Here is a 26131-nt window from a genome sequence, read left to right on the forward strand (position 1 = left end):
TTATGCTTAAAAGAAAACAAAACCTGTTGTTGGTTTTTCTAACAATGTGGTGTATCGCCTTACCGGCACAAGAAACCACAAAGCAACAGCACACATTCTCCTTCCATACCGGATACGGGAATATGCTGAAAGGAACTGCCGGACTAACCAACAGTTCAAAAAGTTACGAGCGTAGCCTTTCGGAAGGGGTTAGCTGGGATGCGCAATATTATTACCGTCCGGCAGATATAGTCGGAATAGGATTCCTGTATTCAGGATTCTCTTCCCAGGGAAGCCACGAAGAAGGAAGCGATCATCTATACACACACTATTTTGCTCCCCAGGCAGGGATCTATTGCCTTCGGACAAAATGCTTTTTCATTCGCTTGGATGCAGGTATAGGTATATTGTCATATAGGAACTACAGTAAAGTATTCGATAAAAGCAGACGCGTAACTGCAACTTCCTTTGCCACTAATGCAGGGCTCAACGCTACCTTGAAAATAACCCGGCAATGGAATATAGAAGCCGATATACAATACGTAGCCTCCAATATTCACAAAATATACCCACGTTATCATAATGAAACGACTACCGTTAAATTCCGCAACGACCCGTTATCGGTAAGCCGACTTAATCTTTCAGCAGGAGTCTCTTTCAATTTTTAACCTGAAATATATACAATATGATGAAGAAATATATCCTCATTCTTCTTTCCGTTCTTTGCTGTATCGGTTGTGACAGAGAAGATGAAACAGTAGACATTACAGTGATGCCACCTGCTACTACTATTGGTGCAGAGACGTTTGGCTGCCTGATAGACGGCTGGTTATATGTCGGAGGCAGATACCGGGATTACGGTTATTGGTTCGGCCCTTCCGTAGACAGTCCGTCAATCAAATTCTTATACAATGAGAAGCAGGCAGAAGTAGACGTATCTGTCATGGTAAAGCAAGACAGATACATCCGGTTTACCATAGTATCTCCTCAGGAAGGACAAGAATCGGAGTTTACTAACGCACGCTTTGGAGAAGAGAAATTAAAAAACGGAACAGTTACCATCACCCGTTTTGATACGGAACGAAATATCATCAGCGGAACATTCAGTGGAGGCCGGATCACTAACGGCCGCTTCGATGTTCATTATAAAGATCAGGAAGAAGATCTCATGTAATTTATGGAACAACTATCACAACCTACTATCGAGTTTATTCGTGCCCATAGTCGGGATGACGTCCGGCTACTAGCATTACAGGCTCCCAGATATCCGGACGTGGATATGCCTGCCGCTATTGTACAAATAGCCGGAAGACAGGCTGCTGCCAATAAAATACCTTCGTGGCAATCTATTGAGGAGCTATGGTATCCGCGTCATCTATCGATGGAACAATGCTCCTCTGAAATAACAGCACAATACAAATCGACGCTGGCAGACGGAGAGACATTAACCGACCTGACCGGAGGTTTCGGGATAGACTGTGCTTTTATGGCAAGCAGGTTTCGTAAAGTGTCCTATGTGGAACGGCAAGAAGAGCTCTGTGAAATCGCAAAACATAACTTCCCCCTACTCGGGCTGAAACATATTACGGTATATAATGAAGACGGAGTAGCTCATTTACAAAAGATGGAACCGGTGGATTGTATTTTTATTGATCCGGCACGCCGGAATGAACATGGAGGGAAGACAATCGCCATATCAGATTGTGAACCTGATGTAGCAGAGCTGGAAGAGTTATTGTTGAGCAAAGGCAAACAGATCATGATCAAGTTATCGCCCATGCTGGACCTTACCCTTGCACTAAAAAGTATGAAGCACGTCAGGGAGGTACATGTTATCTCCGTAAACAATGAGTGCAAAGAGCTATTGCTGATAATAGGAAACGAACCCTCCCGGTTGATTCCTATCCATTGCATCAATCTCACCTCCAAAGAGAAACAAACCTTCACTTTCACCCGGGAAGGGGAACTTACTTCCGAATGTCTCTATACCAAAGAACTTGGTAAGTATCTGTATGAACCGAATGCTTCCATCCTTAAAGCGGGTGCATTTCGCAATATTGCCTCCCGGTATAAAGTAAAAAAGTTGCATCCGAACAGCCATCTCTACACTTCGGATCTGTGGATAGAGAACTTTCCGGGAAGATCTTTCCTGATAACCGGACAATGTTCCTTCAATAAGAAAGAAATAAAAGAAACCATCGGGGAGCTAAAGAAAGCCAATATCACCGTTCGTAATTTCCCGGCTACGGTAGCAGAAATACGGAAGCGAACCAAGTTGTCGGATGGAGGGGAGGTTTATCTTTTTGCAACCACTCTATCCAACGAGCAGAAGGTATTTATAAAATGCAGTAAAGTATAGAATGAATAAGAGATCCGATACAGGATTTTACTGACTCTTTATAAATAACTACTGATTCGCATAAATAATAAGTTCTTGCCAAACAAAGTTCTATTATTTTACATAGGATGTTTCTCCGGAGCTGCACGCCCCGCTCGGCTCCGGGGAGGACGTTCCTCGGCTCCGGGGAAGAGGTGCTTCGGCTCCGAGGAGGAGGCTGCTCGGCTCCGGGGAGAAAAAGAGGCCAAACAGGCATTGATAATCAAGAGGTTACAGAAGCACATTTTATCGTTTCGGGATATGCATGAATGACAATATTACTTTACATAGCTCCAAGCATTACCTAATAAAGCCCATATACAGTAGGCTGCCAACTTTCTGAATGAGAAACGATATGATCTCGGTTTTACCCTTCTTTAGTCTCCTCCGGTTTCAATCCGCTTTTAGGAATAGTCGTCTCATTTCCATCGCGTACTGCCATATAATGCGGAGACATAATCTCAACATCCGCCTCAGCAAATACATCCTGAATACTCTGATACAGATTGGAATAAATCTGTGCTAACTGGTCCGCCTCTGTTATATACGCATTAATCTGATACACCGGATACCAATCCTGCAATTCCGTTTCAAGTACAAACGGTTCGGGATCCGCCGCGACTCCCTGCGTTGCTTGTGCTGCTTTCAGGAGCAACGAATGCACTTTACGCCAGGGTACATCATATCCGATGCTCACTTCTGCATGAATAATCAATCCGTAGGTTCGTGCCGATGCACTATAATTCACTGTATGAGAAGACATGATGAAGGAGTTGGGAATAGTGACCAGCTCATTCTTTGGCGTACGAATACGTGTCACAAGCGGGGTTTTCTCTATGACATTCCCGGTGGTATCATTCAGCTTGATACGATCTCCCAACTTAAACGGACGCATATAGGTAATAACCAGCCCGGCAATAATATTCCCAATCACCGTACTTGACCCCAATGAAACAATCAGTCCGACAAAGACTGAAATTCCCTGAAAGACTCCCGAATCGGAACCCGGCAGATAGGGGTAGATCATCGCAATCATGAAAGCGTATAACAGGAAACGTATAATATGGAAAGTAGGCATCGCCCAATCCGGGTAAAAGCCATTCAGTTTCAATCTGTCAGACTGTACTTCTGTAGCCAGGTAATGAACCAACCGCACCAAGTATTTCACAGCAAGGCATATTACAAAAATAGTGAACAGGTTCGGAATATAATCTATCACCCCACCAAATATACTTTTCACCGGATTCCAGATATATGAGAATATCTGATAGGCCAGCTTTTCGGTCTGCGGGAAAATGGAAAATAGCAAGGGGACCGTAAGAACTAACTGAAGCAACATGAAGGCATAACGCAATATATTGGCCAGGAATATAAGCAGATTAACCTGTTTCTGAGTATCCAGTAATTCATAATCCTGAATCGAAATAGGCTTTAGCTTTGTGTCCTTCAATCGTTGAATACGTATCTTTAGTTTCTTAAATAGCCAAGTAGTAGCCCAAAACAGCAGATACTGCCCGAGCAATACCAACACAAAAAATATAATCCTCTTACCCAACTGCCACAAGCTGTGTTCTTTTTTCATATCCTTCAGCTTGTCTACCACTATGTGTCGTTTATCGGCAGCAAGCTGGTCACGTGTGCGACCTTCCCACAACCCGTCCTGATCAGTAAATGAAGCCAATACTTTATCGCCATACATTAAATCGGTCACAATGTCGCTACTCTCCAAATACAGGGAATCCGGCTTGAGATTGAATCGCTTGCCCAACTCTGTGATAGCAGTGGCATTCATCACCGCCCGTTGTTGGGGGGTATGTCCGCCCCGTTTGGCATATATATAAAAAAGCGTATCCCCTTCCACAACCACGGGAACACCTTGAGTGAACTTACGCAATGAGTCTATACGCAACTTTTGCTGAACCAATTTTACAGAATCAGCAGCATATGCCTGCAATTTCAGTTGTTCCATCTCCATCCGCATATTGGCTTCGTTCAGCCTGGCAGTTTCAAGTTCCCTTTTCATGTCGGCAATGTTCGCCGAATCAGAATCACTCCTTATGACAGAATGAGTTTTCAACGTATCGTCACCAAGAAATTCACGAACTTTCTCGACCAGCTGAGCAGACGCTCCAATAGTAAATACCAAAGAGATGAAAAGACAAAATAAACGATTCTTCCTCATACAAAAAACACTTATTAACCTTGCTATAGACAAATAAACGTGCCAAACATACGGAATGTTTTTGATATTTCAGTGGGAATGAATATATTATTTGCTCAAAAAGATACGTCCGATAATTCTCAACACGGTTCCAGTTTTAATTAATTCCGTTATCTTTGTAGCAAAAATCAGGACCCAAATGGATATATTACTTCTCATCGGAGGACTTCTCCTCATTCTAATAGGCGCTAATGGCCTGACGGACGGAGCCGCATCTGTTGCCAAACGATTTCGTATCCCATCCATTGTCATCGGATTAACAATCGTTGCATTCGGCACTTCAGCCCCGGAACTGACAGTCAGTGTATCTTCCGCATTAAAAGGAAGTGCAGATATTGCTATCGGAAATGTAGTGGGAAGCAATATTTTCAATACACTGATGATAGTGGGTTGCACTGCATTGTTTGCTCCTATCGTCATCACTCAGAACACACTAAAGAAAGAGATCCCTCTCTGTATTCTCTCTTCCATCGTATTACTGATATGCGCCAATGATGTTCTATTGGACCATGCTGCCCAAAACGTGCTCAGCATCACCGACGGGCTACTGCTTCTGTGTTTCTTCGCTATTTTTTTAGGATATACCTTTGCCATCGCATCCAACGGTAAGAGTGAAGGAGCAGATGAGGAGATACGCCAGTTACCCATATGGCGCTCGGTGCTCTATATCATAGGTGGACTTGCGGGGCTCATTTTCGGTGGACAATGGTTTGTAGAAGGAGCCGGTAATATTGCCCGCAGCTTGGGAGTCAGTGAATCAGTCATCGGACTGACGTTGGTAGCAGGAGGTACTTCGCTACCCGAATTAGCAACTTCGGTGGTTGCCGCATTGAAAAAGAATCCGGAAATAGCTATCGGAAATGCTATCGGCAGCAACCTGTTCAACATTTTCTTTGTACTTGGATGTAGTGCATCCATCACTCCGCTCAGCCTAAGCGGCATTACGAATTTCGATTTGCTGGTATTGGTAGGCTCAGGAGTACTGCTATGGTTATTCGGGCTCTTTTTCGCCAAACGTACTATTACGCGGATAGAAGGAAGCATCCTGATACTTTGCTACATAGCATATACTACAATTCTTATCTATAAGTAATCGTTCTAAATTATATGATATTATTATTGAAACGCAGAAACTCGCAGATTCACGCAAAGAATATCATCGCTCAAGTATAGCGCAGCTATTTAATCTGCGAAAATCTGCGATCATTTGCGTTTCAATAAAACGCTGTCATAGTATGAACTAAATTTGAAATTCCACAGGAGTTTCACAGAGTTTCGTTACCTGGCGAAACGCAGATAATCGCGAATCAGCACAGATGAAAAGACGGACACTCTTTCTCATCTATCTATTTGTCTGCACAAACCTGTATTCATCTGCATTTTAACGATAATCCATCGTCCACCGTACTTCCCTGTACGGAAAACCCTCATATGTGCCTATATGAATACAAATATGGCATAAATGCATACAGTTACCCCCATATCGCCTTTGTCTCCATTTCTGCTAAAGTTGTCCCCTATACACTATTGTCAAAACTGTGAATATTTACTGAGAAACAACTGCCTATATTTGTGAAGTGATTTTTGAGAACGAATATAGTTTTTTTAAAGTAAAAAGAAGGTAGGATTTAGTTCAGGAAAAAAAGGAGGGAGCCACAGACTCTCTTCTTTTCTAAAAACCAAATTTCCCTTTAGGTAAATTTCAATAGAATAGCAGACGTATGAAATCATTCTTACCCAAAGCAATCAGTGCACTTTTTCTGGCAATCTCTTTGCTGGCATGCCAAACGTCCGTAACCCAGGAGAACAACACTTCCATTGCCCGCTCTGAAATGTTGCTCGACAGTATCTTCAAATACTATCAGGCAGAAGGGGGCAATTTATTTAATGAGAATTATCCTAAAAGTTCCAATGATAAAGTAACCTACCTGGCTTCTACAGATACGGTTACCAAAGACAAAGTAGCCTATTTATGGCCTACCTCCGGGTTGTTTTCAGGAGTAAATGCACTACTCAAAACAACCAGAGACAACAAATATCAGGCACTTCTACAGGAGAAAATCATTCCCGGATTAGAATGTTATTATGACACAACCCGTACTCCTGCCTGTTTTCAATCCTACATCAGTGAGGCCGGGCATTCCGACCGTTTCTATGATGATAATATCTGGTTAGGCATTGACTTCCTCGAAACTTACCGCCTGACAGGAAATAAGAAATACCTGAAACAATCGGAAGAAATATGGAAATTCCTCTTGAGTGGTAATGACGATGTACTAAACGGAGGTATCTATTGGTGTGAGCAAAAAAAGGAATCAAAGAATACCTGCTCCAATGCACCCGCATCCGTACTGGCACTTCAACTTTTTGAGACCACCCGAGACAGTGCCTATTATCAGAAAGGACTGGAGCTATATACATGGACAAAAGTAAACTTACAGGATTCGGATTACATTTACTTCGACAACCTCAAAACAGACGGACGCACCGGCACAGAGAAATATGCATATAATACGGGACAAATGCTGCAAGCAGCCAGTCTGCTATACAAACTAACCGGCAACCGTCAATTTCTGACAGAAGCACAAAACGTGGCCCGTGCAGGAATAAACTACTTCACAGTACCATTCAAGACACAGGACGGTACAGATATCAGGTTCTTCCGCAACCGGGGAACATGGTTCGTGGCTATCATGATGAGAGGATATATAGAACTCTATCTGCAAGATAACAATCCGGAATATCTGCAAATCTTTGCCGACAATCTGGAACTGGCATGGGAAAGTGCCCGCTATGACAATGGACTCATCAACAGTGACTGGAGCGGAGAAAAGAAAGAAAAACAGCAATGGCTGCTTAATCAGGCGGCAATGGTGGAAATGTACGCAAATCTGGGAAACATGAATCTGAAATAAAACAAATATAGAACATGGAAACACGTAAAAAATTCGTTAAGGCAGGAATGCTCGCGCTGATGGTTGCCTGTCTGCCTTCACTACTGATGGCACAAAAAGAATTTAGGAAATGGCCCAAGGGTTGTTCGCCCGAAGAAGTAGGTGAGTTAGTAAGCCAACGGTTTGTAGCCGTCCCACATCCCAATTTCAACGGTAATCCGGCACCTCCTAATGAAATCACCTATCCGGAAACATGTGCATGGTTTGGTGCTTTGCGTTACGCGCATATCACCAAAAACAAGAAACTCCTCCGCCAACTGGAAGAACGTTTCCTGCCGATCTTTGGTCCGGAACGCAGACTACAACCCCTACCGGATCATGTAGATCATACCGTATTCGGTACTATCCCGCTCCAGCTATATGCACAAACCGGTAAGGAAATTTACTACCACATGGGAATGTGGTATGCAGACGAACAATGGAAAATGCCGCGTAACACCAAACATCGCGAAGCATACCAGGCTTTGCTGGATCAGGGGTTGTCCTGGCAAACCCGCTACTGGATTGACGATATGTTTATGATTTCGGCCATTCAGTCGCAAGCCTATTTCGTTACCAAAGACCGTAAATACATAGACCGTGCTGCTGCCGAGATGGTGAAGTACCTCGATAAGATACAACGTCCGAATGGTCTATTCTACCACGCTGAAGATGTCCCCTTCTTCTGGGGACGTGGCAATGGCTGGATGGCTGCCGGAATGACGGAACTTTTAGGCATGCTTCCGGAAGACAATCCGAACCGGGAAAGAATACTGGAATCTTATCGGAAGATGATGAACAGCTTGCGCGATTATCAGAAGGAGGATGGCTTATGGGGACAATTGGTGGACGACAAAACTACCTGGACGGAAACCTCCGGTTCGGCCATGTTCGTATATGCCATGGTAAAAGGCGTAAAGAAGGGTTGGCTGGATGAAGTAACCTACGCTCCACTGGTACGCAAAGCATGGATTGCTCTGGTTGGGCACATTGATGAAAACGGAGACATCGACGGCATATGTGAAGGTACCAATAAAACCAACGACCGCCAGTTCTACCTGAACCGGAAAACCCTTCCGGGCAATATGCACGGACAAGCACCTGTACTGTGGTGCGTAAATGCCTTCCTTGAAAAATAAAACAAAAACTCAATAGCCATGAAAGTATACAAACTCTTTGCACTGCTGCTAACCTTCGCCACTGCGTGGGGCAGCCACCTCTCTGCCAAGGTGATAGACGTAAAATCGCCCAATGGAGAACTGAACCTCTCTGTCGATGTAAAAGACAAAATCTACTATTCCGTATCTTACGGGAATGATCTTTTATTGAAAGACTGTTATCTCAACCTCCAACTGGAGAATGAAACACTCGGTAATAATCCCAAGCTCCGCAGTACCAAAAAAGGAGTCATTGACGAAAGTGTAAAACGTGAAATTCCACTCAAGAACGCTGTTGTAAAGAACCATTGCAACACACTACGAATGAACTTTGCCGGCAACTACGCTGTAGAGTTCCGCGTATTCGATAATGGAGTGGCCTACCGTTTCATCACCGATAAGAAAGGTGACAACATTGTCATGGGAGAAGATTTCGTACTAAACTTTCCGGCTAACTATAAGGCCCATTTGTCACAACCCAACGGATTCAAAACTTCCTACGAATATCCTTATACGCACGTAAATTCGGAAGAATACAAAGCTACCGACCGTATGAGCTACCTGCCGATATTGTTAGAAACGGACAAGCCTTACAAGATTCTGATTTCTGAAGCAGACCTGCACGACTATCCTTGTATGTTTCTGAAGAGCACCGGACGGAATGGAATGCAATCTCTTTTCCCAAAAGTACCATTGGAATTCGGAGAAGATGGTGACCGCAGTCTCAAGATTCTGAAAGAAGCGGATTATATAGCCAAAACAGCCGGTAAACGTAGTTTCCCCTGGAGATTCATGGTGATTACCAAAGAAGACAAACAACTGTTGGAGAACGAAATGGTTTACAACTTGTCTACTCCTTGTGTACTCGAAGATTACAGCTGGATCAAGCCCGGACAGGTAAGTTGGGAATGGTGGCACGATGCCCGCCTGTATGGAGTAGATTTCCGTTCGGGGTATAACATGGACTCTTACAAATATTACATTGACTTCGCCTCTAAATTCGGCATACCTTATATCATTATGGATGAAGGATGGGCCAAAAGTACCCGTGATCCGTATACTCCCAACCCGACCATCAACTTAGCCGAACTCATTCAATACGGCAAAGAACGCAATGTGAAAATCGTGCTTTGGCTGACATGGCTGGCCGTAGAGAACAACTTCGACCTCTTCAAGACATTTGCCGACTGGGGAGTAGCCGGAGTAAAGATTGACTTCATGGATCGTAGTGACCAGTGGATGGTAAATTACTACGAACGCGTAGCCAAAGAAGCAGCCAAGCATAAATTATTCGTTGACTTTCACGGCTCGTTCAAACCTGCCGGACTGGAACGTAAATATCCAAATGTACTTTCATACGAAGGGGTATTGGGCATGGAACAAGGAGGCAACTGCCGCCCGGCCAACAGTATCTATCTGCCATTCATGCGCAATGCAGTAGGCCCGATGGACTTTACGCCCGGTTCAATGCTTTCCGCTCAACCGGAAGACAATCGTTCCACACGTGCCAACGCCATGGGTTCGGGTACACGTGCCTACCAGATGGCATTGTTCGTAGTCTTCGAAAGCGGTTTGCAGATGTTGGCAGACAATCCGGTTTACTACTACCGTGAACGCCCGTGTACAGAGTTCATATCCAGCGTTCCCGTCACCTGGGACGAAACAAAAGTACTTTATGCCAAAGTAGGTGAAGCCGTAGTGGTAGCCAGACGAAAAGGTGACAAATGGTTCATTGGTGGTATTACCAACAACGAAGGGCGTACAATCAATCTCGACTTGAGTTTCCTGCCTGCCGGTCAATCATTCACCCTCACCTCGTTTGAAGATGGTATCAATGCCGACCGCCAGGCCATGGACTATAAGCAAAGGGAGAGTAAAGTAAACAATGCGACACAGCTTACCATCAAAATGGTACGCAACGGCGGATGGGCCGGTGTCATCAAATAACATCCCGGAATATGAAACTAAAACTCGTCTATATAGCCGCCCTGATTCTCTGTATGCCAATGTTGCATGCAGAGAATGGCTACGACTTGTGGCTCCGTTATCAGAAAGTAGACAACAGCCAACTATTGAACAGTTATTCAAAAACGTTAGCTAAACTGAACTTCCCTGTAAACTCCGCCACACTGACAGAAGCAAAAAAGGAACTGCAACAAGGACTGGATGGCCTGTTGGATACTAATTTGCCGGAAACAGACGGTATCTCCAAAGGTACACTGCTGGTAGGTACTCCGGCTTCCTCAAAAGTACTATCCGGTATCCATGCGATAACCAACGAAATATCCGGCTTGGGCGATGAAGGATTCCTCATCAAAACCCTGAAGGTAAACGGAACGCCCTGTACCGTTATTGCAGCCCGGAAGGACATGGGCGTAATGTATGGTGTTTTTCATTTCCTCCGGCTTTTGCAGACCCAATCGGATATCAAAGAGTTAAACATCACGCAGATGCCCAAACTGCAAAGGCGTATGCTGAACCACTGGGACAACCTGAATGGAACGATCGAACACGGTTATGCAGGCTACACACTTTGGGACTGGCAGCGCTTACCGGGATACATCGATCCGCGTTATCGCGATTATGCCCGTGCCAACGCTTCTATCGGTATCAATGGCACCGTTCTGAACAATGTAAATGCCAACGCACGCAGCCTGACCACCGAATATCTGATAAAGGCAGCCGCCCTTGCAGATGTTTTTCGTCCTTACGGCATCCGGGTATATCTGACAGCCCGTTTCAGTGCCCCGAAAGAACTGCGAGCTTTGAATACAGCCGATCCGCTGGACCCGGAAGTACGCCAATGGTGGAAAGATAAAGTGAAAGAGATCTATAAGTATATCCCTGATTTCGGAGGATTCCTCGTAAAAGCCAATTCCGAAGGGCAACCGGGTCCTCAGGACTATAAACGCACGCATGCCGACGGAGCAAACATGATGGCAGAAGCACTGGAACCCTATGGCGGTATCGTGATGTGGCGTGCCTTCGTATACGAAAACTCCCGGAACGTAGACCGTGCGGGCAATGGCTATGAAGAGTTCAAGCCATTGGACGGAAAATTCAATAAGAACGTATTCGTACAACCCAAAAACGGTCCGATTGACTTCCAGCCACGCGAACCTTTCCATCCGCTCTTCGGAGCAATGCCTCAGACACCACTGATGCTCGAATTCCAAATAACGCAAGAGTACCTTGGGTATGCTACCAACCTCGCCTATCTGGGTCCGTTATTCGAAGAGTGTCTGGATGCCGATACATACACCAAAGGAAAAGGGACAACCGTTGCCAATGTATTGGAAGATTACAACCGTTCACACGGCATCTCCGGCATTGCGGGAGTTGCCAATATCGGTACGGATATCAACTGGTGCGGACATCTGTTCGGACAGTCCAACTGGTATGCTTTCGGGCGCATGGCGTGGAATCCGGAACTTTCGTCAGAAGAAGTGGCAGATGAATGGCTGCGTATGACGTTCAATAACAATACAAGCTTTGTGAATCCGATCAAAGAAATGATGCAGCAATCACGCGAAACGGTAGTAAACTATCGCAATCCGCTGGGATTGAATCATATCATGAATTTTGCGACTCACTATGGTCCCGGCCCTTGGTACAAAGACCCTCACTGGGATGCTAAAGATTATCATAAAGCGGACGAAACCGGTATTGGCGTAGATCGTACTTCCAAAGGCAGCAATGTTGTCAATCAATATGCCAAACCTTTGGCAGAGATACTTGAAAACCTGAATACCTGCCCGCAAAAAGATCTGTTATGGTTCCATCACCTGCCCTGGGATTACAAGATGCCGTCCGGAAAAATCTTATGGGACGAATTGATAGCATACTATTATAAAGGAGTAGATGAGGTACGCGGGATGCGTAAACTCTGGGACTCTATGGAAGGTAAAATCGATGTCGAACGATTTAATCACGTCAAACAACTACTAAAAGTACAGGAGGACGAAGCTATCTGGTGGAGAGACGGCTGCGTTCTTTATTTCCAGACATTTTCTAAAAGACCGATACCGTCACAATACGAACACCCACAACACACACTTGAATATTACAAAAGAATCCCTTTCCCCTACAACTGGGAAGGAAAGTATGAATAAATAATCAGACAGAATCATGAAACACATAATCACAGTAAGTATCCTTTTTATACTCTCCCTTTTACAAACCATACAAGCCAAGGGAAAAGATGAATACTGGTATACACCTAAAGCAAGTCCGGAAGAACGGAAAGAAAGCTTCCTGAAATATTATGCCGAACACGGGCGAAAAGATTTCCTAACGGGAATCTTCAACCAGATAGCCCGTGTTGCCATTGGCCAGCCAATGGAAGATGAACCAACCTACAAAGCTATTGCTGTGGTACGTTCTAACCGCGACTGCAATGACTTCTCAATCAACGGCATGCTACGGCTTCTCTATATGGACCGGGAGAAAACAGTGATACCTGCCCATCTTAGAAAAGAGATAGAGGCTTGTGTACTCGATTTTAAATACTGGTGGGACGACGGACGACGTGACACGACCTACCGGTGTTATCATACGGAAAACCATCAGGCACTCTACCACACAGCCGAACTACTTGCCGGACAGCTCTACAAAGACAGGATATTCACCAATGGCATGAATGGTGTACAGCACATGCAACATGCCAAAGAACGCCTGGAACGCTGGCTGGATTTCCGGTTCCGATTCGGATTCAGCGAATGGCTGTCTACCTATTACGAGGTAGAAGCAATGCTACTCGCCAATCTGTATGATTATGCCGAAGACGAAGCTATACGCAAAAAAGCAGGTATGGTGCTGGACCTGTTGATGTTCGACATGGCTCTGAATAATTTCGAAGGCATGATGGGTTCTACCAGCGGACGTATGTATGCTCATTCTCTTATCAATGGTTCGCACAACACCTCTCCGCTGACAAAACTGATGTTCGGAGTCGGTACTTTCGACCGTGATGAAGTAATGGCTCCCATTGCCCTGTCCACCAGTAAATATCAATGTCCCAAAGTCATACAGGAGATCGCTATCGATTATCAGCGCCCCATGCTCAACCGTCAGCGTATAAGTATCAATGTGGAAGATGCACCCTCTTACGGACTCTCTTATGACAATGAACTGGACTGTCACCTCTTTTGGGGTATGCAGGAATTTATTCACCCATTGGCAATCAAAATGTCCAAACAGATCTCAGAAAAGTACGACACCTGGCCCTATCGTAACTACGACCAATACATCTGTAAGTACGAAGAACAGATTAAAACCTACGGTAAACTGGTAAATTCACACCTCGACCGTTTTGCTTTATCCGAAGCCAACGTAGAAACTTATCGTACCCCGGAATATATGCTCAGTAGTGTACAGGATTACCGTCCGGGAGCTCCGGGTTATCAACAACACATCTGGCAGGCCACTCTGGGCAACCGTGCTATCGTTTACACCAATCATCCCGGAGGCAAAAACCTGAAATATTCGCCAAACTACTGGGCTGGTAATGAAATCCTACCACGGGCAGCACAACACAAAAATGTAGTAGTATGTATCTACAACATCCCCGAAAACCAGAAAAATGATTATACACATGCCTACTTCCCCAAAAATGATTTTGATGAAGTGCTGACAAAAGGTAACTGGACTTTCGGACGCAAAAAAGACGGCTACGTAGCGCTCTATTCACAAAATGCCACTACATATCAGGCGGGTGAAAGAGGAGATATATGTGATTTACTTGCATCGGGCCGACAAAACATCTGGATCTGCGAGACCGGAACAAAAACAGAATGGGGCGACTTTACTAAATTTGTAAATGCGATCTCATCGGCCAAGGTGTCTTGCCAGAAACTAAATGTTAATTATACTTCTCCGTCTATCGGAAATGTAACATTTGGCTGGCAATCTCCGTTTACTATAAAAGGAAAAAAACAGGAACTCAGATGGAAATACCGTTACGACAATCCTTACTGCAAAGCCTTGTTCAATTCACGTAAAATTGAAATCAAAAAAGGATCGGAGAAACTGATTCTCGATTCAACCAAACTCTAATTCTGACACAATATGAAACACCTTATTATTTACATTTTATTTTCCTTCTTATTATTGACCGGTTGGACTGCCAACGCACAAAATAATTCGATACCACGTCCGGAATATCCACGTCCACAGTTTGAACGTGCAGAATGGAGAAACCTGAACGGTCAATGGAGCTATACATTCGACTTTGGCAAATCGGGCAGAGACCGTAAGTTATACAACAGTACAGGATTTAACGAGTTTATCACCGTCCCATTCTGCCCGGAAAGTAAATTATCGGGAGTAGAATACAAAGATTTCATCCCAGCCATGTGGTATCACCGCAAGTTACAAGTTCCGGCAGACTGGCAAGATAAAAAGGTTATCCTTCACTTTGGCGGAGTAGATTATTACTCAGTAATCTATATCAACGGGCAAGTAGCAGGCAGACATTGGGGAGGTAGTTCCTCATTCGGAATAGACATTACACGGTTTGTTAAATACGGAGAAGAACAGCAACTTGTGGTATACGTAGAAGACGACCAGCGCAGTGGAACCCAGGGAAGAGGAAAACAATCGGGTAACTTCTATTCACAAGGATGCGATTATACCCGTACTACCGGCATCTGGCAGACCGTATGGATGGAAGCAGTAGATGCCTGTGGATTAAAGTCTGTTCGTATCACACCGGAACTGGATCAGAAATGTTTCACCGTTCAACCGGAATTCTACGGATTACAAGCCGGACAAAAGCTGCGTGTCAGTGTAAAGGATGGTGATCGCGTAGTCAGCAAACAGACACAAACTGCTGCCACTCCTCTGACACTGATGTTACCATTGAAAACCGTAAAAACCTGGTCACCGGGTTCGCCCTTCTTATACGACATCGAACTGGAAGTATTGGATGGCAAAGGAAAAGTGATTGATCACGTCAATTCTTATGCCGGTATGCGCAAGGTACATATCGAAGGAAATAAATTCTTTCTCAATAATGAGCCCTGTTATCTGCGCTTTGTACTCGATCAGGGATTCTATCCCACAGGTGTATGGACTGCTCCCACAGATGCAGATCTGAAACGTGATATCGAACTTAGTTTAGCCGCAGGTTTCAACGGAGCACGCCTCCATCAGAAAGTGTTTGAAGAACGTTTTCATTACTGGGCGGACAAGTTGGGATACCTTACCTGGGGAGAGTCGGCAAGCTGGGGTCTTAATACCAGTAGCCCGGAAGCCGCCCGGAACTTCCTCACCGAATGGGAGGAAGTAGTAGTTCGCGACCGCAATCACCCTTCAATCATTGTATGGACCCCATTCAATGAAACCTGGGACCGCCCGAATGACAACGAACAGGCACGCCAACACGACCGTTTCATTTCAGACGTTTATAAACTCTCACACAATCTGGATTATCGTCCGGTAAATGATGCCAGTGGAAATTACCATGTGATGACAGACATCTGGAGTGTACATCATTATGCACAGAGCGGTGAAGAGATGAAAAAACGGTTGGAAATAAAGGACGGTAAGCTCCCCCAGAAAGATGTGAAGAAAGAAGTTCCCTATGAAGGACAGCCTTACTTCCTCGACGAATATGGTGGTATCAAATGGGTGCATGGAAAGCAGTTTGCCAAAAACACCTGGGGCTACGGAAAAGGTCCGGAAACACTTGACGAGTTTTATGCCCGACTGAAGGACATTACATTTACTGTTCTCGAATTTGATTTTGTGGCCGGATATTGCTACACCCAGCTAACAGATGTAGAACAGGAACAGAACGGTATTTATAATTACGACCGTACCCCGAAGTTTGATATGGAGATTATCAAATCCATATTCAACAGACTACCGGAGAAGAAATAAGAACAAAAACATATATCATGAAACGAAACGGCCTACTCATTCTATTGTTGTTTCTAAGCAGTAACCTACCCGCACAGAATTCCTTCGACCTCGTCATTGTCGGAGGAAATCCGGGAGGTATCATGGCAGCCATCGCTGCAGCACGGCAAGGCAAAACTTCCGTCATACTGGAACGAACCAACCACATTGGCGGACTTCCGGCCAATGGACTTGGAGCTACCGACATTGCAACCCGCGAAGCTACTACGGGACTATTCTCTGAATTCACCTCTCGTATCAGACAGTATTACATCAGTCATTACGGAGCCGATTCACCCCAAGTGAAAACTTGCAGTAACGGTTTTCACTTCGAACCATCCGTAGCCGCCCGTATTTTTGAAGAGATGCTGAATGAGCAGAAAGAGAAGATCACCGTGCGCCTGATGCGTCAGTTTGATGCAGAGAACAAAAACATCTGCATCAGAAACGACCGTATCGAGAGTATCTGTATCCTGAACAGGGAAAACGGACAAAAAGAAACCTATCAGGGGAAAATCTTTATAGATGCCACTTATGAGGGCGATTTAGGAACCGCAGCAGGTGTGCCGTTCCGTGTCGGTCGTGAAAGCCGGGAAGAATTTAATGAACCGGGAGCCGGAAGGACCTATGAATACTGGAAAAGCCTCCCTGCCGATGGAAGTACCGGGCAGGCAGATAACGCTGTGCAAGCTTATAACTATCGTTTGTGTCTCACAAACGATCCAAAGAACATGGTTCCTTTCACCCGACCGGATAACTACAACCGAGACGAATACGTCTCTCTCATAGAGGATGTATGGACCGGACGTAACACACAACGGGCCATGCTGAAAGTGACAAATGAGATGTTGGAAGAAAATCGCCGGCATATCGCAAAAGGCAACAGAACCAAACTTCCCGGAGACAGCTGGGGGATCTGGAAACTAAGTAGTCTCGTCAACCTGCCGAACCAAAAGACTGACGGTAACAATCAGCACGCTGCTTTTCTTTCTACCGATCTGCCCGAAGAAAACTGGCCATGGCCCACCTCCTCGTGGGAATGGCGGGATAAATTTGCCAAACGCTTAAAAGACTATACTTTAGGGCTTTTCTGGTTTGCCCAGCATGATAAAGAACTCCCGTCCCACTTCCGCAAGGAAATGCTGAAATGGGGACTGGCAAAAGACGAATATCCCGATAATGAATCCTTTCCCCGGCAAGTATACGTACGCGAAGGCCGTCGTTTTGAGGGAGTTTACTTCTTCACAGCAGCCGATGCACTTCCGGTCAGTCCGGGTAAACGCCCTCCTTTACATTCAAGTAGTGTGACCGCAAGTCATTATGCCCTCGACTCTCATGCTGCCCGCAAAAGAGAGACAGGAAGAGTACATCTGGATGGATTCATCAGTTATCCCACAGCCGTTTACACCGTACCTTTAGGAGTAATTCTACCTAAAGACGTAGACAACCTGCTATTGCCGGTACCTGTATCCGGTTCTCACATCGGTTTCTCCACCTTACGCATGGAACCTTGTTGGATGGCTCTGGGACAAGCTGCCGGTATCACAGCAGCACTTGCCATAGACAAAGGAGTGAAAGTACGAAATGTGGATATACCTTCACTACAGGATATTCTGATAAAACAAAAAGCCACCCTTATCTATTTTCGAGATGTAAAACCAACGGATGATGCTTTCCCACTGGTACAATATCTGGGCCTGCGCGGATATCTTCCGGACTGGAATGCTTCATTACAACAGCCGATAGATGAGAGTACCTTACGCAACTGGAGTAATTTGTGCGGTACACAGCTAAAAGCGACTCCCGGACAAACAACCCGACTGAAAGTACTGACAGACATATACAAGTTACAATCGGAAAGAACCGGATTATTCTGACTCCTCCGGAGATAAATAAAATACGCAAAATAAGATATGCCTCCAGTAATCAGTTCTGGAGGCAAAATCATATCACAAATATAATTCAATGTATCGATAAACAAATGCATAAGTAACTGTTCAAAATTAATAGGATACTATTATTAAAACGCAGAAACTCGCAGATTCACGCAAAGCATATCATCACTCAAGTATAGCGCAGCTATTTAATCTACAATCATTTGCGTTTCAATAATAATATCATATAATTTAGAACAATTACTTACTAAATAATATCGCTAACAAACCATTGTATGCTATTTACAGTTCGGTAGCTCAGCAATAACGATATGATAGGGATTACATTTAGCAGAATCCTGAAATTGTAGTTATTTCAGAAATACAAATAGGGTGAAAGGAGAGGTAAAGGAGAGTCCTATAGATTGAAAATATGCTACACACGCGCCCTTAACCAGCACGCTAATAATCAATGTATTACAAAATCTATTTTTTCTCTACGAAGATCGAGTCGTTTCTCTACGGAGATCGGGGCGTTTCTCGTAGAGCATCGAGGCGATCTTCGTAGAGAAACGAAATGAAAGTTTGCATATTTAACAACAGGCATAAAGGGTGAAGAAAACAGCCTCGCCTTTTTGTAACGAAAAAGGAAACCGGATAGAGATATAAACACCCTTAAAATAATCTTTCAATAAATATAGTTTAGATCATCAGTAATGGATAATTGAATAAAGCCTAAAGCAGGCTCTACTTTTTGAATGTATATCGAATGATAATCGGATTACTATCCTGATTTACAGAATCATATCTTTTCTTGTTGTCTTCATCTAATAAATCCGGATTTATAAATCGATCTAAAGCCTCCGAAGAAACAATAGAATATGCAAACGACTCATCTAATATTTTGGGAGCTGCAATATCAACTTCTTTAAATCGGTTACAAATGACAGGATATTGATAAAAAAGTTTATATATCTTATTTTTTAAGCAAAACTGGGTAACATAATATCGCGAATTTTCACAATAAGTGATAAAAATAGAATAGAATTACTTAAACACCCATTTGTTGACAATCATAACCCGCTCATTAAATTCCAGATTCTTGTATTGCTTCGGACAATCATCAAATTGATATTCATCTGTTAATATGGTTACTAATGTATTAGGTAGATTAGAAGACTTCATCGTTCCTAAAGAAAAATAACCGGGAAAATCCACTAAAGGCTTCTTAAAAATTGTCATCTTTTTTGCCTCTTTAGAATATAGAGAAAATACTCCGGAAGTGTAACCGGGCAAAACCCACAACGAGAAAATATAATTGTCAGTATTAAGTATTATAGAACAGTTTGAATACTCTTCTTTGAGACCAATCGTACTATCAATACCTTTAAAATCACCCAGCATTTTCGCATTTGCTCTCAACTGTATCACTTTTTTTAATAAATGATCTTTCGTATTAAAAGAGTAATATTTTCCGGTAGGAGGTTCGTAGATACCAATTAGTCCGCCTCCAAGTATAGATAAGGTGTTCCAACTACTATGAATATAAGGATAAACATCTTCATTTGCATACACTACCTCTGACTTTTCACCTTTTTTATTCATAATCCAAATTCCACGGTTATTTTTTGCAGGCGCTAACCGATGACATAAAAACTCCCCATCCGGCATATATACAATATCCTCATATACAAAGCTAAACGGAAATGAAATCACATTTATAAAATTTCCCTCCTGAGTATAACTAAATATCCTCCGAGTATCAAGATCACTTACAAACACAGTATCTCCATTCAAGAAACAAGAACTACACGAAGAAAATTCTCCCGGCCCATTTCCAAGTTTTCCTATCATATTTAGAAAATTTCCTTGACTATTAAAACGGAATATTATTTCTTGTTTACTATCATGAACATAGATATTTGTATCGGCAAACAAAACATCTGCAGTAACACCAAAAAACAAAGGTTTTGGCAACTCTAATCTAACCGAAATTAAAGTGTCAATAAATGACGATACCGGCACTTCTTCAATTGGATTAAATAAATCCACCTCAACAACAGGAAAAATATCTTTCTCATTATTTCTATCCTTACAGGATACAGATACCAGCACACCCAGTATTACTATAACAACCTTGATCAGAATTCTCATATTTTATTTATTTTTTAATGATTAAGAGAATACACCCTCTTAATCACAATATAGAGCAAAATAATTCGCACAACCAATATTTAATAAGTCTACTCTCTCCCAAAAGAGTTGATGCTACAAAGAAACATAAAGTATATTCAAAAGATGTATACAACAGTGCCAAAACTGTCTGATTCTGTAAGAAAGCATAAACTACAACAGTTTTATCCGAATTAATTCAAACAGTTCACACCTTCTATTAAATTATCCAATATTTTTCTCACAATAAAATGATAATTCCAACCTCTTAATCTGATTTTATAGTTGTCTAATTGAAAAAAACACTGTTGAAATGTATATATTAGCAACAACAAAGCATATTAGAATTAAACAATTGAAACATACTATATTGCATGATTATTATTTGATTTCTGATTATAAAACACCCGGATGTTTTTAGTGATAACATCCGGATGTTCAGCAAAAGAACATCCCCATGTTGTGCTCCGAAACATGGGGATGTTTTTAATTCTCATCTTTGTAGATAATAGATGAAGAAAGCAAACGATCTATAGAGAGAAAGTACGTTATGATTAAGTATAAGAAAGTATATGTTTAGAAGAAAACAATCAATGCCTCCATATCAATCATCCTCTACGTAAATAAAACAACATAGGTTATCATTTATATAAATAATCATTCTCAACATCAACGAACAATAATCTTCGTAGACTGTATCTTTACTCCATCCTGATTTATATTCAGAAGATATACTCCCGGAGTGGAAGGTGCCGACAACAGCAACGGGCTATTCGAATAAAAGTCTGAACGAGATATACTTAAACCATCAATAGAGAGTATCTCAATCTGATATATACCTGTTTCAGCCGTATGAAAATGAATTTCCATCGCCTCTCCTTTCACCGGAGATGACGGATGAACCACAAACTGATTTCCATTTACAGACGGATTAACAACTCCGGTTGTTGTAGCGACTGCATACGCTCCGACAGGAATATCTATCATATCTCTATAATTATTACCATCCATATCTCTAAAGACATATCGTCCGGGAATATTTGATTTTGTCCCCGCTTTAGCACACGGTGAACTGGCAAGCAGATGAAAATCACCATTCAGAGGATTTACAAAATTAGGACCGGATATATTCTCATTCTTTTCGTGCAATACAATGACTGGCTGATCTACTGTGGTAGTCGCTTGTCGGACAGCACAATTATAGGCGGGTATATCCACAAAATCCAAAGGGGAATTATCTACGTCATAGTTATTCCAAAACAAAGAATTTTTGATAGCTGACAAAGCAGCACCTAAAGCCATTTCTACTGCATACTCTCCTTTTTTCATCGCAACATTATTCACAATTGTAGAATTATAAATGTAAGCTCTTTCGCTCATATATATAGCCGATGCTTCGGGAGCTTGATTATCATATACAAGGCAAGAGATAACATATGCCCCCTCGTTCAGATACAAACCTCCTCCCATTCCTTTGATAGTATTCGCATCCACTCTCCTTACTCCACGCAGCTTATTGTACTGCAAAGAGTGTATCTTATTAATAGAGTTACTTGCAAAATTCACATACCACAACTCTCCCAGCCCAGTAGTCGACGCTGCTGTTGACGACCAGTACCGATTGCCTTCAATGGGAGTTTTATTATTTTTTTTCAGAGTTTCATTAACCAGGACTCCGGTTTCAGACAGAGTTCCGGATAAAGTGTCCGGTGACAGGAGAGTGCTCCATTCGCCGATAGAAGGTATGTACCAATCAGAGATTGTTCCGGCTGAAGTAACCGGTTTATACTCCGAAAGAGCTTTTGCAGCCCGGGATTGCACCAGTGCCTCCGTATTCTTTTTACCGTCCCAATCTTGCAAAGCATTCTCCAGTTTATAGTAGCTTTTCAACCCAACAACAGAAGACTGGAAATTTTTCCCGTATTCTTCAACTGCCAAAATATGAGCTTTACCTTCACTTGCATAAAAAACAACTCCACCCAATGATTCTATATAATCACCTATATTAGCATTACCACCTATATTATGGCGTATAATACAAGCCTCCAACACAGTATTGTTGAAAAGACAAGCCCCTGCTCCGAACAGGGCATATCCATTCTGAATAACAAATCCCGATATAACAGTACGGGATGAGAAGTCTTTCTCCTGAGTAAGTACTCTCTGCTTATTCCCTCCATCCAAAATAGTCAGATTCTGTCCGCTTCCGGGGAACTGACGATCTATAAAGGATCTTTCCGTTCCATCAAAACCTCCCCCCATACAAACGCCGTCTTTCAGAGTAAATCCGCCATAATAAGTACCTGCGGCAACACAAATTGTATCACCGGCAGATGCATTATTTATCATATCCTGCAAATTGTTTGAAGCATGAGCCCAAGAGATACCAGACCCCTGACCGGAACTTACCGGCTTCACATAATAATTCTTTGCCGACAAAAAAGATACAGCAATAAGAGAGAATAAAATTACTAACAGGTTTCGTTTCTTTATCATGATCATTGAAGAGTTAGTTTTAGATAGTTAGTAGACAAATTTTTCCCTCCATTCGAGGAAACAGCCGTTAAAGACATCTTAAAATATTTGGTGCCGGAGGTATGAAATGTATAATCTCCCATATTCAGTGTTTCCATTTTCTCAGCACCCGTTGTTGCCTGAGAGAATGGTTTTCCGATATCCGTATAATTTATATTATCCTCGGATACTGCCCATCCACACTCCCCACGGCTACTTTTAGACAATTTATAATTTAATGATATGTTATAAGTCCCCGCTGAAGGAATCTCTAATTTATAGACAACATAGTCTCCTACCGCATTCATACCGGCAAATGAACTGTACCCCCCTTCCGAATCGGGATTACCATTAAAAACAGAAGACATTTTTATCTTATCATCAGAAAGAATAAGATTGTCGTGCAGGTTTTCCAGATCATAGCGCAAACCACCACTAAAGCCAGGATAACCATCCACCTCTTCTTCACCCTCGGGAACAGAAGTGCAACGTAATTCTCCCTGCCCATTTTCGTCTAACAGGATCCGATAGTGATTTACTTTATTTTCTGCCTGATAATATAAAATAGCCAAAGCCTCTTCGTTCGCCTTTCCTTTAAGAGTAACAGTCAGTACATCGTCCATATAGTTTTCCTGGTAGTCATCTACATTCTCGTCCATATAAAGCACCTGCACCGGCTGGCCGGCTTTCATTTCCTGTATCCAGAATGCTTTTCCACGAGAACTGTTCTGGTACATATTGATAGCAAATGCCCCTTTCTTTAAATCAGCTCCCGTAAAAACACCCTCAAAATGATAGGTAAACTGCCGGGTATCATCAAGTGTTATATCTTCAATCAGATAGTACTTCCGATCATCCAACCAACGAATCGGAAGAGGCATCTTACCAATATGTCCTACTTCGCCACAATTACTACTGATTAGTAAAGCCTTATCTTTCTGTTCAGTAGTATACATCCAGGATAGGGGCCCCGAACCAAAATCCCAGTTTGCCACTTCATTGCTATCCCAACCCTTCCCCAGATAAACCGGGCGAATAATTTGTGTAGACATATCAGCAATACGTTTACTTCTACGCCATTTATTGAACTTAGCCATCAGCTCTATCCCTTTCTGACTCCACTGATCGGGACAAACACCGAATTTGATATCACGGGCTACCATAAATTTATAATAATCCTCCATCAGGGCACTATGTGTACCTCCAAAGTAAACAGAATTGAGAGGGTAATGCCCAAAACAATAACTTACCATCCCAATAACACCTCCTCCGGCATCTCCTACAGAAGTCATAAATCCGTTATAGGGAATATGAAGCAGTTCCACCGCCCTGTCTCCCTGAGTAGGATGGATGTCCAGTTCACTGGTTACTTTTACGATGTATTGCGGATACTTATCAGCCAGCTCATTCATCAGGTTCTTTGTTCTGACTACCTTCCTGTAGACATTGTCACTGGGATAACTATGCGAAGTTTCATCAAGCACTTGCCACATCTCTGTAAGATCAACCATCTGATGAGACATATGATGATCCTCCAACAATGTTCTTACTTTCTCTCTTTTTGCTGAAATAAAAGCCGGATCAGACAAGTCAAACCCCATGTTATGATTGCCTCCACTCATACTGTACCACAGACCAAACATAAGCCCGTTGTCATGGATAAAATCGGTTAATCCTTTAAAATCGGTCGTTACCATAGGAGAGGGAACTATTTCATCCCGGTGTGTGCCACTATTATCAAGACCGGTATTCGTACTGTTAGGGTTATTCCATCCATCATCCCACATCACCATATCCATTCCTGCCTCCTTTGCTTTAGGTATGACAACTTCACGGTAAAAACGGTCAGTACGCTTTCCGGTAGTAAACCAGTCCCAGTCATTTGTATTAAATAAAGTTTGCGTATCGTGATATTTATAGCGTTTACGCAAATGCTCTTCTACTGCCATTTTACCGTCTACCATATCTCCGGTAAATAAAGTGAGGTTAACCGCTATATATTCAAATTTCTCTTGTGGAAAGAGTACCAACTGGAACGATTCCGGATGGGTAATCACCTGTACATAATCGGAAGCGGATGAAGACCAGGCTGTTGCACCGGCAAAAGAGCGGTGCATATATTCATAAGCGGATGAAGGAACTTCCGGGCCATACTGAGTCCGCCAATTCACTTCCGGTGCCAGATACCATCCTGTCCCATCTTCGTATCTGTTTAAAAGAACTTTAGCCACTCTTTTTCCTTTATTATACAAAGGAGCTTCTTCCACACCTCCAGTAGTACTTTCCCACTTCGTATTGCAGGAAAAATGCAAATGATGAGGATTGTTAGGAAGATTTAAACGCAAAACGGTTGATTCTTCAATAACAAAACGATAATTACCGGTGAGGTTCTTTAAATAGTTCTGTATACGTAGCCCTGACTTGCCATCATAGATTTCGGCACATATAGTTACTTCCAAATCTTCGTTTTGAACAACAACAGAAAGTCGTTTTCCCAAAGACTCTTTCCCGGAAAAAGTTGTCATCAGAATGTCTTCTACAGAAGAACCGGCCAGGCTCCATCCTTTCATTCCGGCAGAATATTCAAACGGATAGGATACAAGTTCTCCTTCTTCTGTTTTTTTATGAGCCACCGCCCTTCCTTTATAATGGAATAAAGAGGAACTTCCGTGTCCGGTCAGGCATTCTGACTGAGAAGTTTTATTATACAAATGAGTAAAAAGTAATTGCCCTGAAGAATTCAGTTCTATTTGAGCTGACAAGGTTTCATTTTCAATAAGCCACACCGAAGTTCCTTCCCGGGTTGAAGGAGTAATGCTGGCTTTGTCTTCGGCAGCAATAGAAATAAAGGGCCACAATAATAACAAAGGTAAAAGAATTTTCTTCATAAATCAGCGGATTTGTTTTCATACTATTAAGAATCAGCTACACCAAAGTGCTTGACTCTACAAAAATATGTGCCGAAATACAAATCAAACTTCTTTTTTGTGACAAAAATGTCTCCA

15 protein-coding genes are annotated in these 26131 nt (G+C 42.8%); 11 read left to right on the forward strand and 4 right to left on the reverse strand.

The window, feature by feature from the left end; translation table 11 throughout:
- Positions 1-2 precede the first annotated feature (2 nt).
- From QX565_RS13330 to QX565_RS13340, 3 genes are read left to right on the forward strand one after another with little or no spacing between them, the layout of a single operon-like run.
- The gene (locus QX565_RS13330) at positions 3-647 is read left to right on the forward strand and encodes an outer membrane beta-barrel protein (protein WP_007482910.1); all 645 of its coding nucleotides are present in this window, start codon (positions 3-5) and stop codon (positions 645-647) included.
- Positions 648-664: 17 nt separating this feature from the next.
- Positions 665-1153, forward strand: a complete 489-nt coding sequence (locus tag QX565_RS13335; protein WP_002558353.1) for a Riean_0653 family protein — start codon at positions 665-667, stop codon at positions 1151-1153.
- Between the two features lie 3 nt (positions 1154-1156).
- Positions 1157-2338, forward strand: a complete 1182-nt coding sequence (locus tag QX565_RS13340; RefSeq protein ID WP_122201421.1) for a THUMP-like domain-containing protein — start codon at positions 1157-1159, stop codon at positions 2336-2338.
- A gap of 385 nt (positions 2339-2723) precedes the next feature.
- Here the strand turns inward: QX565_RS13340 and QX565_RS13345 are convergent, their stop codons facing one another.
- Positions 2724-4538, reverse strand: a complete 1815-nt coding sequence (locus QX565_RS13345) for a mechanosensitive ion channel family protein (protein WP_002558355.1) — start codon at positions 4536-4538, stop codon at positions 2724-2726.
- A 178-nt stretch (positions 4539-4716) separates the two neighbouring features.
- Between QX565_RS13345 and QX565_RS13350 the strand changes: the two genes are divergently transcribed.
- From QX565_RS13350 to QX565_RS13385, 8 genes are all read left to right on the forward strand, one after another.
- Positions 4717-5670 (forward strand): calcium/sodium antiporter, encoded by a 954-nt coding sequence (locus tag QX565_RS13350; RefSeq protein WP_025866864.1) that lies wholly within the window; start codon positions 4717-4719, stop codon positions 5668-5670.
- 628 nt (positions 5671-6298) lie between these two features.
- Positions 6299-7492 carry a glycoside hydrolase family 76 protein gene (locus QX565_RS13355; RefSeq protein ID WP_002558357.1) on the forward strand — a complete coding sequence of 398 codons (1194 nt, stop codon included), beginning with the start codon at positions 6299-6301 and terminating at the stop codon, positions 7490-7492.
- A 14-nt stretch (positions 7493-7506) separates the two neighbouring features.
- Complete coding sequence (locus QX565_RS13360; RefSeq protein WP_289293006.1) at positions 7507-8649, forward strand: glycoside hydrolase family 88/105 protein; 1143 nt, start codon at positions 7507-7509, stop codon at positions 8647-8649.
- An 18-nt stretch (positions 8650-8667) separates the two neighbouring features.
- Positions 8668-10614 carry a glycoside hydrolase family 97 protein gene (locus QX565_RS13365; RefSeq protein ID WP_289293008.1) on the forward strand — a complete coding sequence of 649 codons (1947 nt, stop codon included), beginning with the start codon at positions 8668-8670 and terminating at the stop codon, positions 10612-10614.
- Between the two features lie 11 nt (positions 10615-10625).
- A complete protein-coding gene (locus QX565_RS13370) occupies positions 10626-12779 on the forward strand; it encodes an alpha-glucuronidase family glycosyl hydrolase (protein WP_289293009.1) in 2154 nt (717 codons plus the stop codon).
- A 16-nt stretch (positions 12780-12795) separates the two neighbouring features.
- A complete protein-coding gene (locus QX565_RS13375) occupies positions 12796-14721 on the forward strand; it encodes a hypothetical protein (RefSeq protein WP_289293011.1) in 1926 nt (641 codons plus the stop codon).
- A 12-nt stretch (positions 14722-14733) separates the two neighbouring features.
- Positions 14734-16548 (forward strand): glycoside hydrolase family 2 protein, encoded by a 1815-nt coding sequence (locus QX565_RS13380; RefSeq protein ID WP_289293012.1) that lies wholly within the window; start codon positions 14734-14736, stop codon positions 16546-16548.
- Between the two features lie 17 nt (positions 16549-16565).
- Complete coding sequence (locus tag QX565_RS13385; protein WP_289293013.1) at positions 16566-18443, forward strand: FAD-dependent oxidoreductase; 1878 nt, start codon at positions 16566-16568, stop codon at positions 18441-18443.
- A 1044-nt stretch (positions 18444-19487) separates the two neighbouring features.
- On the opposite strand, the gene QX565_RS13390 is transcribed toward QX565_RS13385, so the two are convergent.
- The 3 genes from QX565_RS13390 to QX565_RS13400 all read right to left on the reverse strand — a co-directional run bounded on the left by QX565_RS13390 (position 19488) and on the right by QX565_RS13400 (position 26014).
- A complete protein-coding gene (locus QX565_RS13390) occupies positions 19488-20594 on the reverse strand; it encodes a DUF4934 domain-containing protein (RefSeq protein ID WP_289293014.1) in 1107 nt (368 codons plus the stop codon).
- A gap of 687 nt (positions 20595-21281) precedes the next feature.
- Positions 21282-23108 (reverse strand): T9SS type A sorting domain-containing protein, encoded by a 1827-nt coding sequence (locus tag QX565_RS13395; RefSeq protein ID WP_289293015.1) that lies wholly within the window; start codon positions 23106-23108, stop codon positions 21282-21284.
- Between the two features lie 2 nt (positions 23109-23110).
- Positions 23111-26014 (reverse strand): alpha-galactosidase, encoded by a 2904-nt coding sequence (locus QX565_RS13400; protein WP_288506116.1) that lies wholly within the window; start codon positions 26012-26014, stop codon positions 23111-23113.
- Positions 26015-26131 lie beyond the last annotated feature (117 nt).

Source organism: Bacteroides sp. 41_26 (genome assembly GCF_949740115.1).
Taxonomy (GTDB): Bacteria; Bacteroidota; Bacteroidia; order Bacteroidales; family Bacteroidaceae; genus Bacteroides; species Bacteroides nordii.

What these genes read in the sequence shown, in the direction of transcription:
- QX565_RS13330 (WP_007482910.1), top strand. Translation starts at nt 3, where the DNA reads ATGCTTAAAAGAAAACAAAACCTGTTGTTGGTTTTTCTAACAATGTGG.
- QX565_RS13335 (WP_002558353.1), top strand. Translation starts at nt 665, where the DNA reads ATGATGAAGAAATATATCCTCATTCTTCTTTCCGTTCTTTGCTGTATC.
- QX565_RS13340 (WP_122201421.1), top strand. Translation starts at nt 1,157, where the DNA reads ATGGAACAACTATCACAACCTACTATCGAGTTTATTCGTGCCCATAGT.
- QX565_RS13345 (WP_002558355.1), bottom strand. Translation starts at nt 4,538, where the DNA reads ATGAGGAAGAATCGTTTATTTTGTCTTTTCATCTCTTTGGTATTTACT.
- QX565_RS13350 (WP_025866864.1), top strand. Translation starts at nt 4,717, where the DNA reads ATGGATATATTACTTCTCATCGGAGGACTTCTCCTCATTCTAATAGGC.
- QX565_RS13355 (WP_002558357.1), top strand. Translation starts at nt 6,299, where the DNA reads ATGAAATCATTCTTACCCAAAGCAATCAGTGCACTTTTTCTGGCAATC.
- QX565_RS13360 (WP_289293006.1), top strand. Translation starts at nt 7,507, where the DNA reads ATGGAAACACGTAAAAAATTCGTTAAGGCAGGAATGCTCGCGCTGATG.
- QX565_RS13365 (WP_289293008.1), top strand. Translation starts at nt 8,668, where the DNA reads ATGAAAGTATACAAACTCTTTGCACTGCTGCTAACCTTCGCCACTGCG.
- QX565_RS13370 (WP_289293009.1), top strand. Translation starts at nt 10,626, where the DNA reads ATGAAACTAAAACTCGTCTATATAGCCGCCCTGATTCTCTGTATGCCA.
- QX565_RS13375 (WP_289293011.1), top strand. Translation starts at nt 12,796, where the DNA reads ATGAAACACATAATCACAGTAAGTATCCTTTTTATACTCTCCCTTTTA.
- QX565_RS13380 (WP_289293012.1), top strand. Translation starts at nt 14,734, where the DNA reads ATGAAACACCTTATTATTTACATTTTATTTTCCTTCTTATTATTGACC.
- QX565_RS13385 (WP_289293013.1), top strand. Translation starts at nt 16,566, where the DNA reads ATGAAACGAAACGGCCTACTCATTCTATTGTTGTTTCTAAGCAGTAAC.
- QX565_RS13390 (WP_289293014.1), bottom strand. Translation starts at nt 20,594, where the DNA reads ATGAGAATTCTGATCAAGGTTGTTATAGTAATACTGGGTGTGCTGGTA.
- QX565_RS13395 (WP_289293015.1), bottom strand. Translation starts at nt 23,108, where the DNA reads ATGATAAAGAAACGAAACCTGTTAGTAATTTTATTCTCTCTTATTGCT.
- QX565_RS13400 (WP_288506116.1), bottom strand. Translation starts at nt 26,014, where the DNA reads ATGAAGAAAATTCTTTTACCTTTGTTATTATTGTGGCCCTTTATTTCT.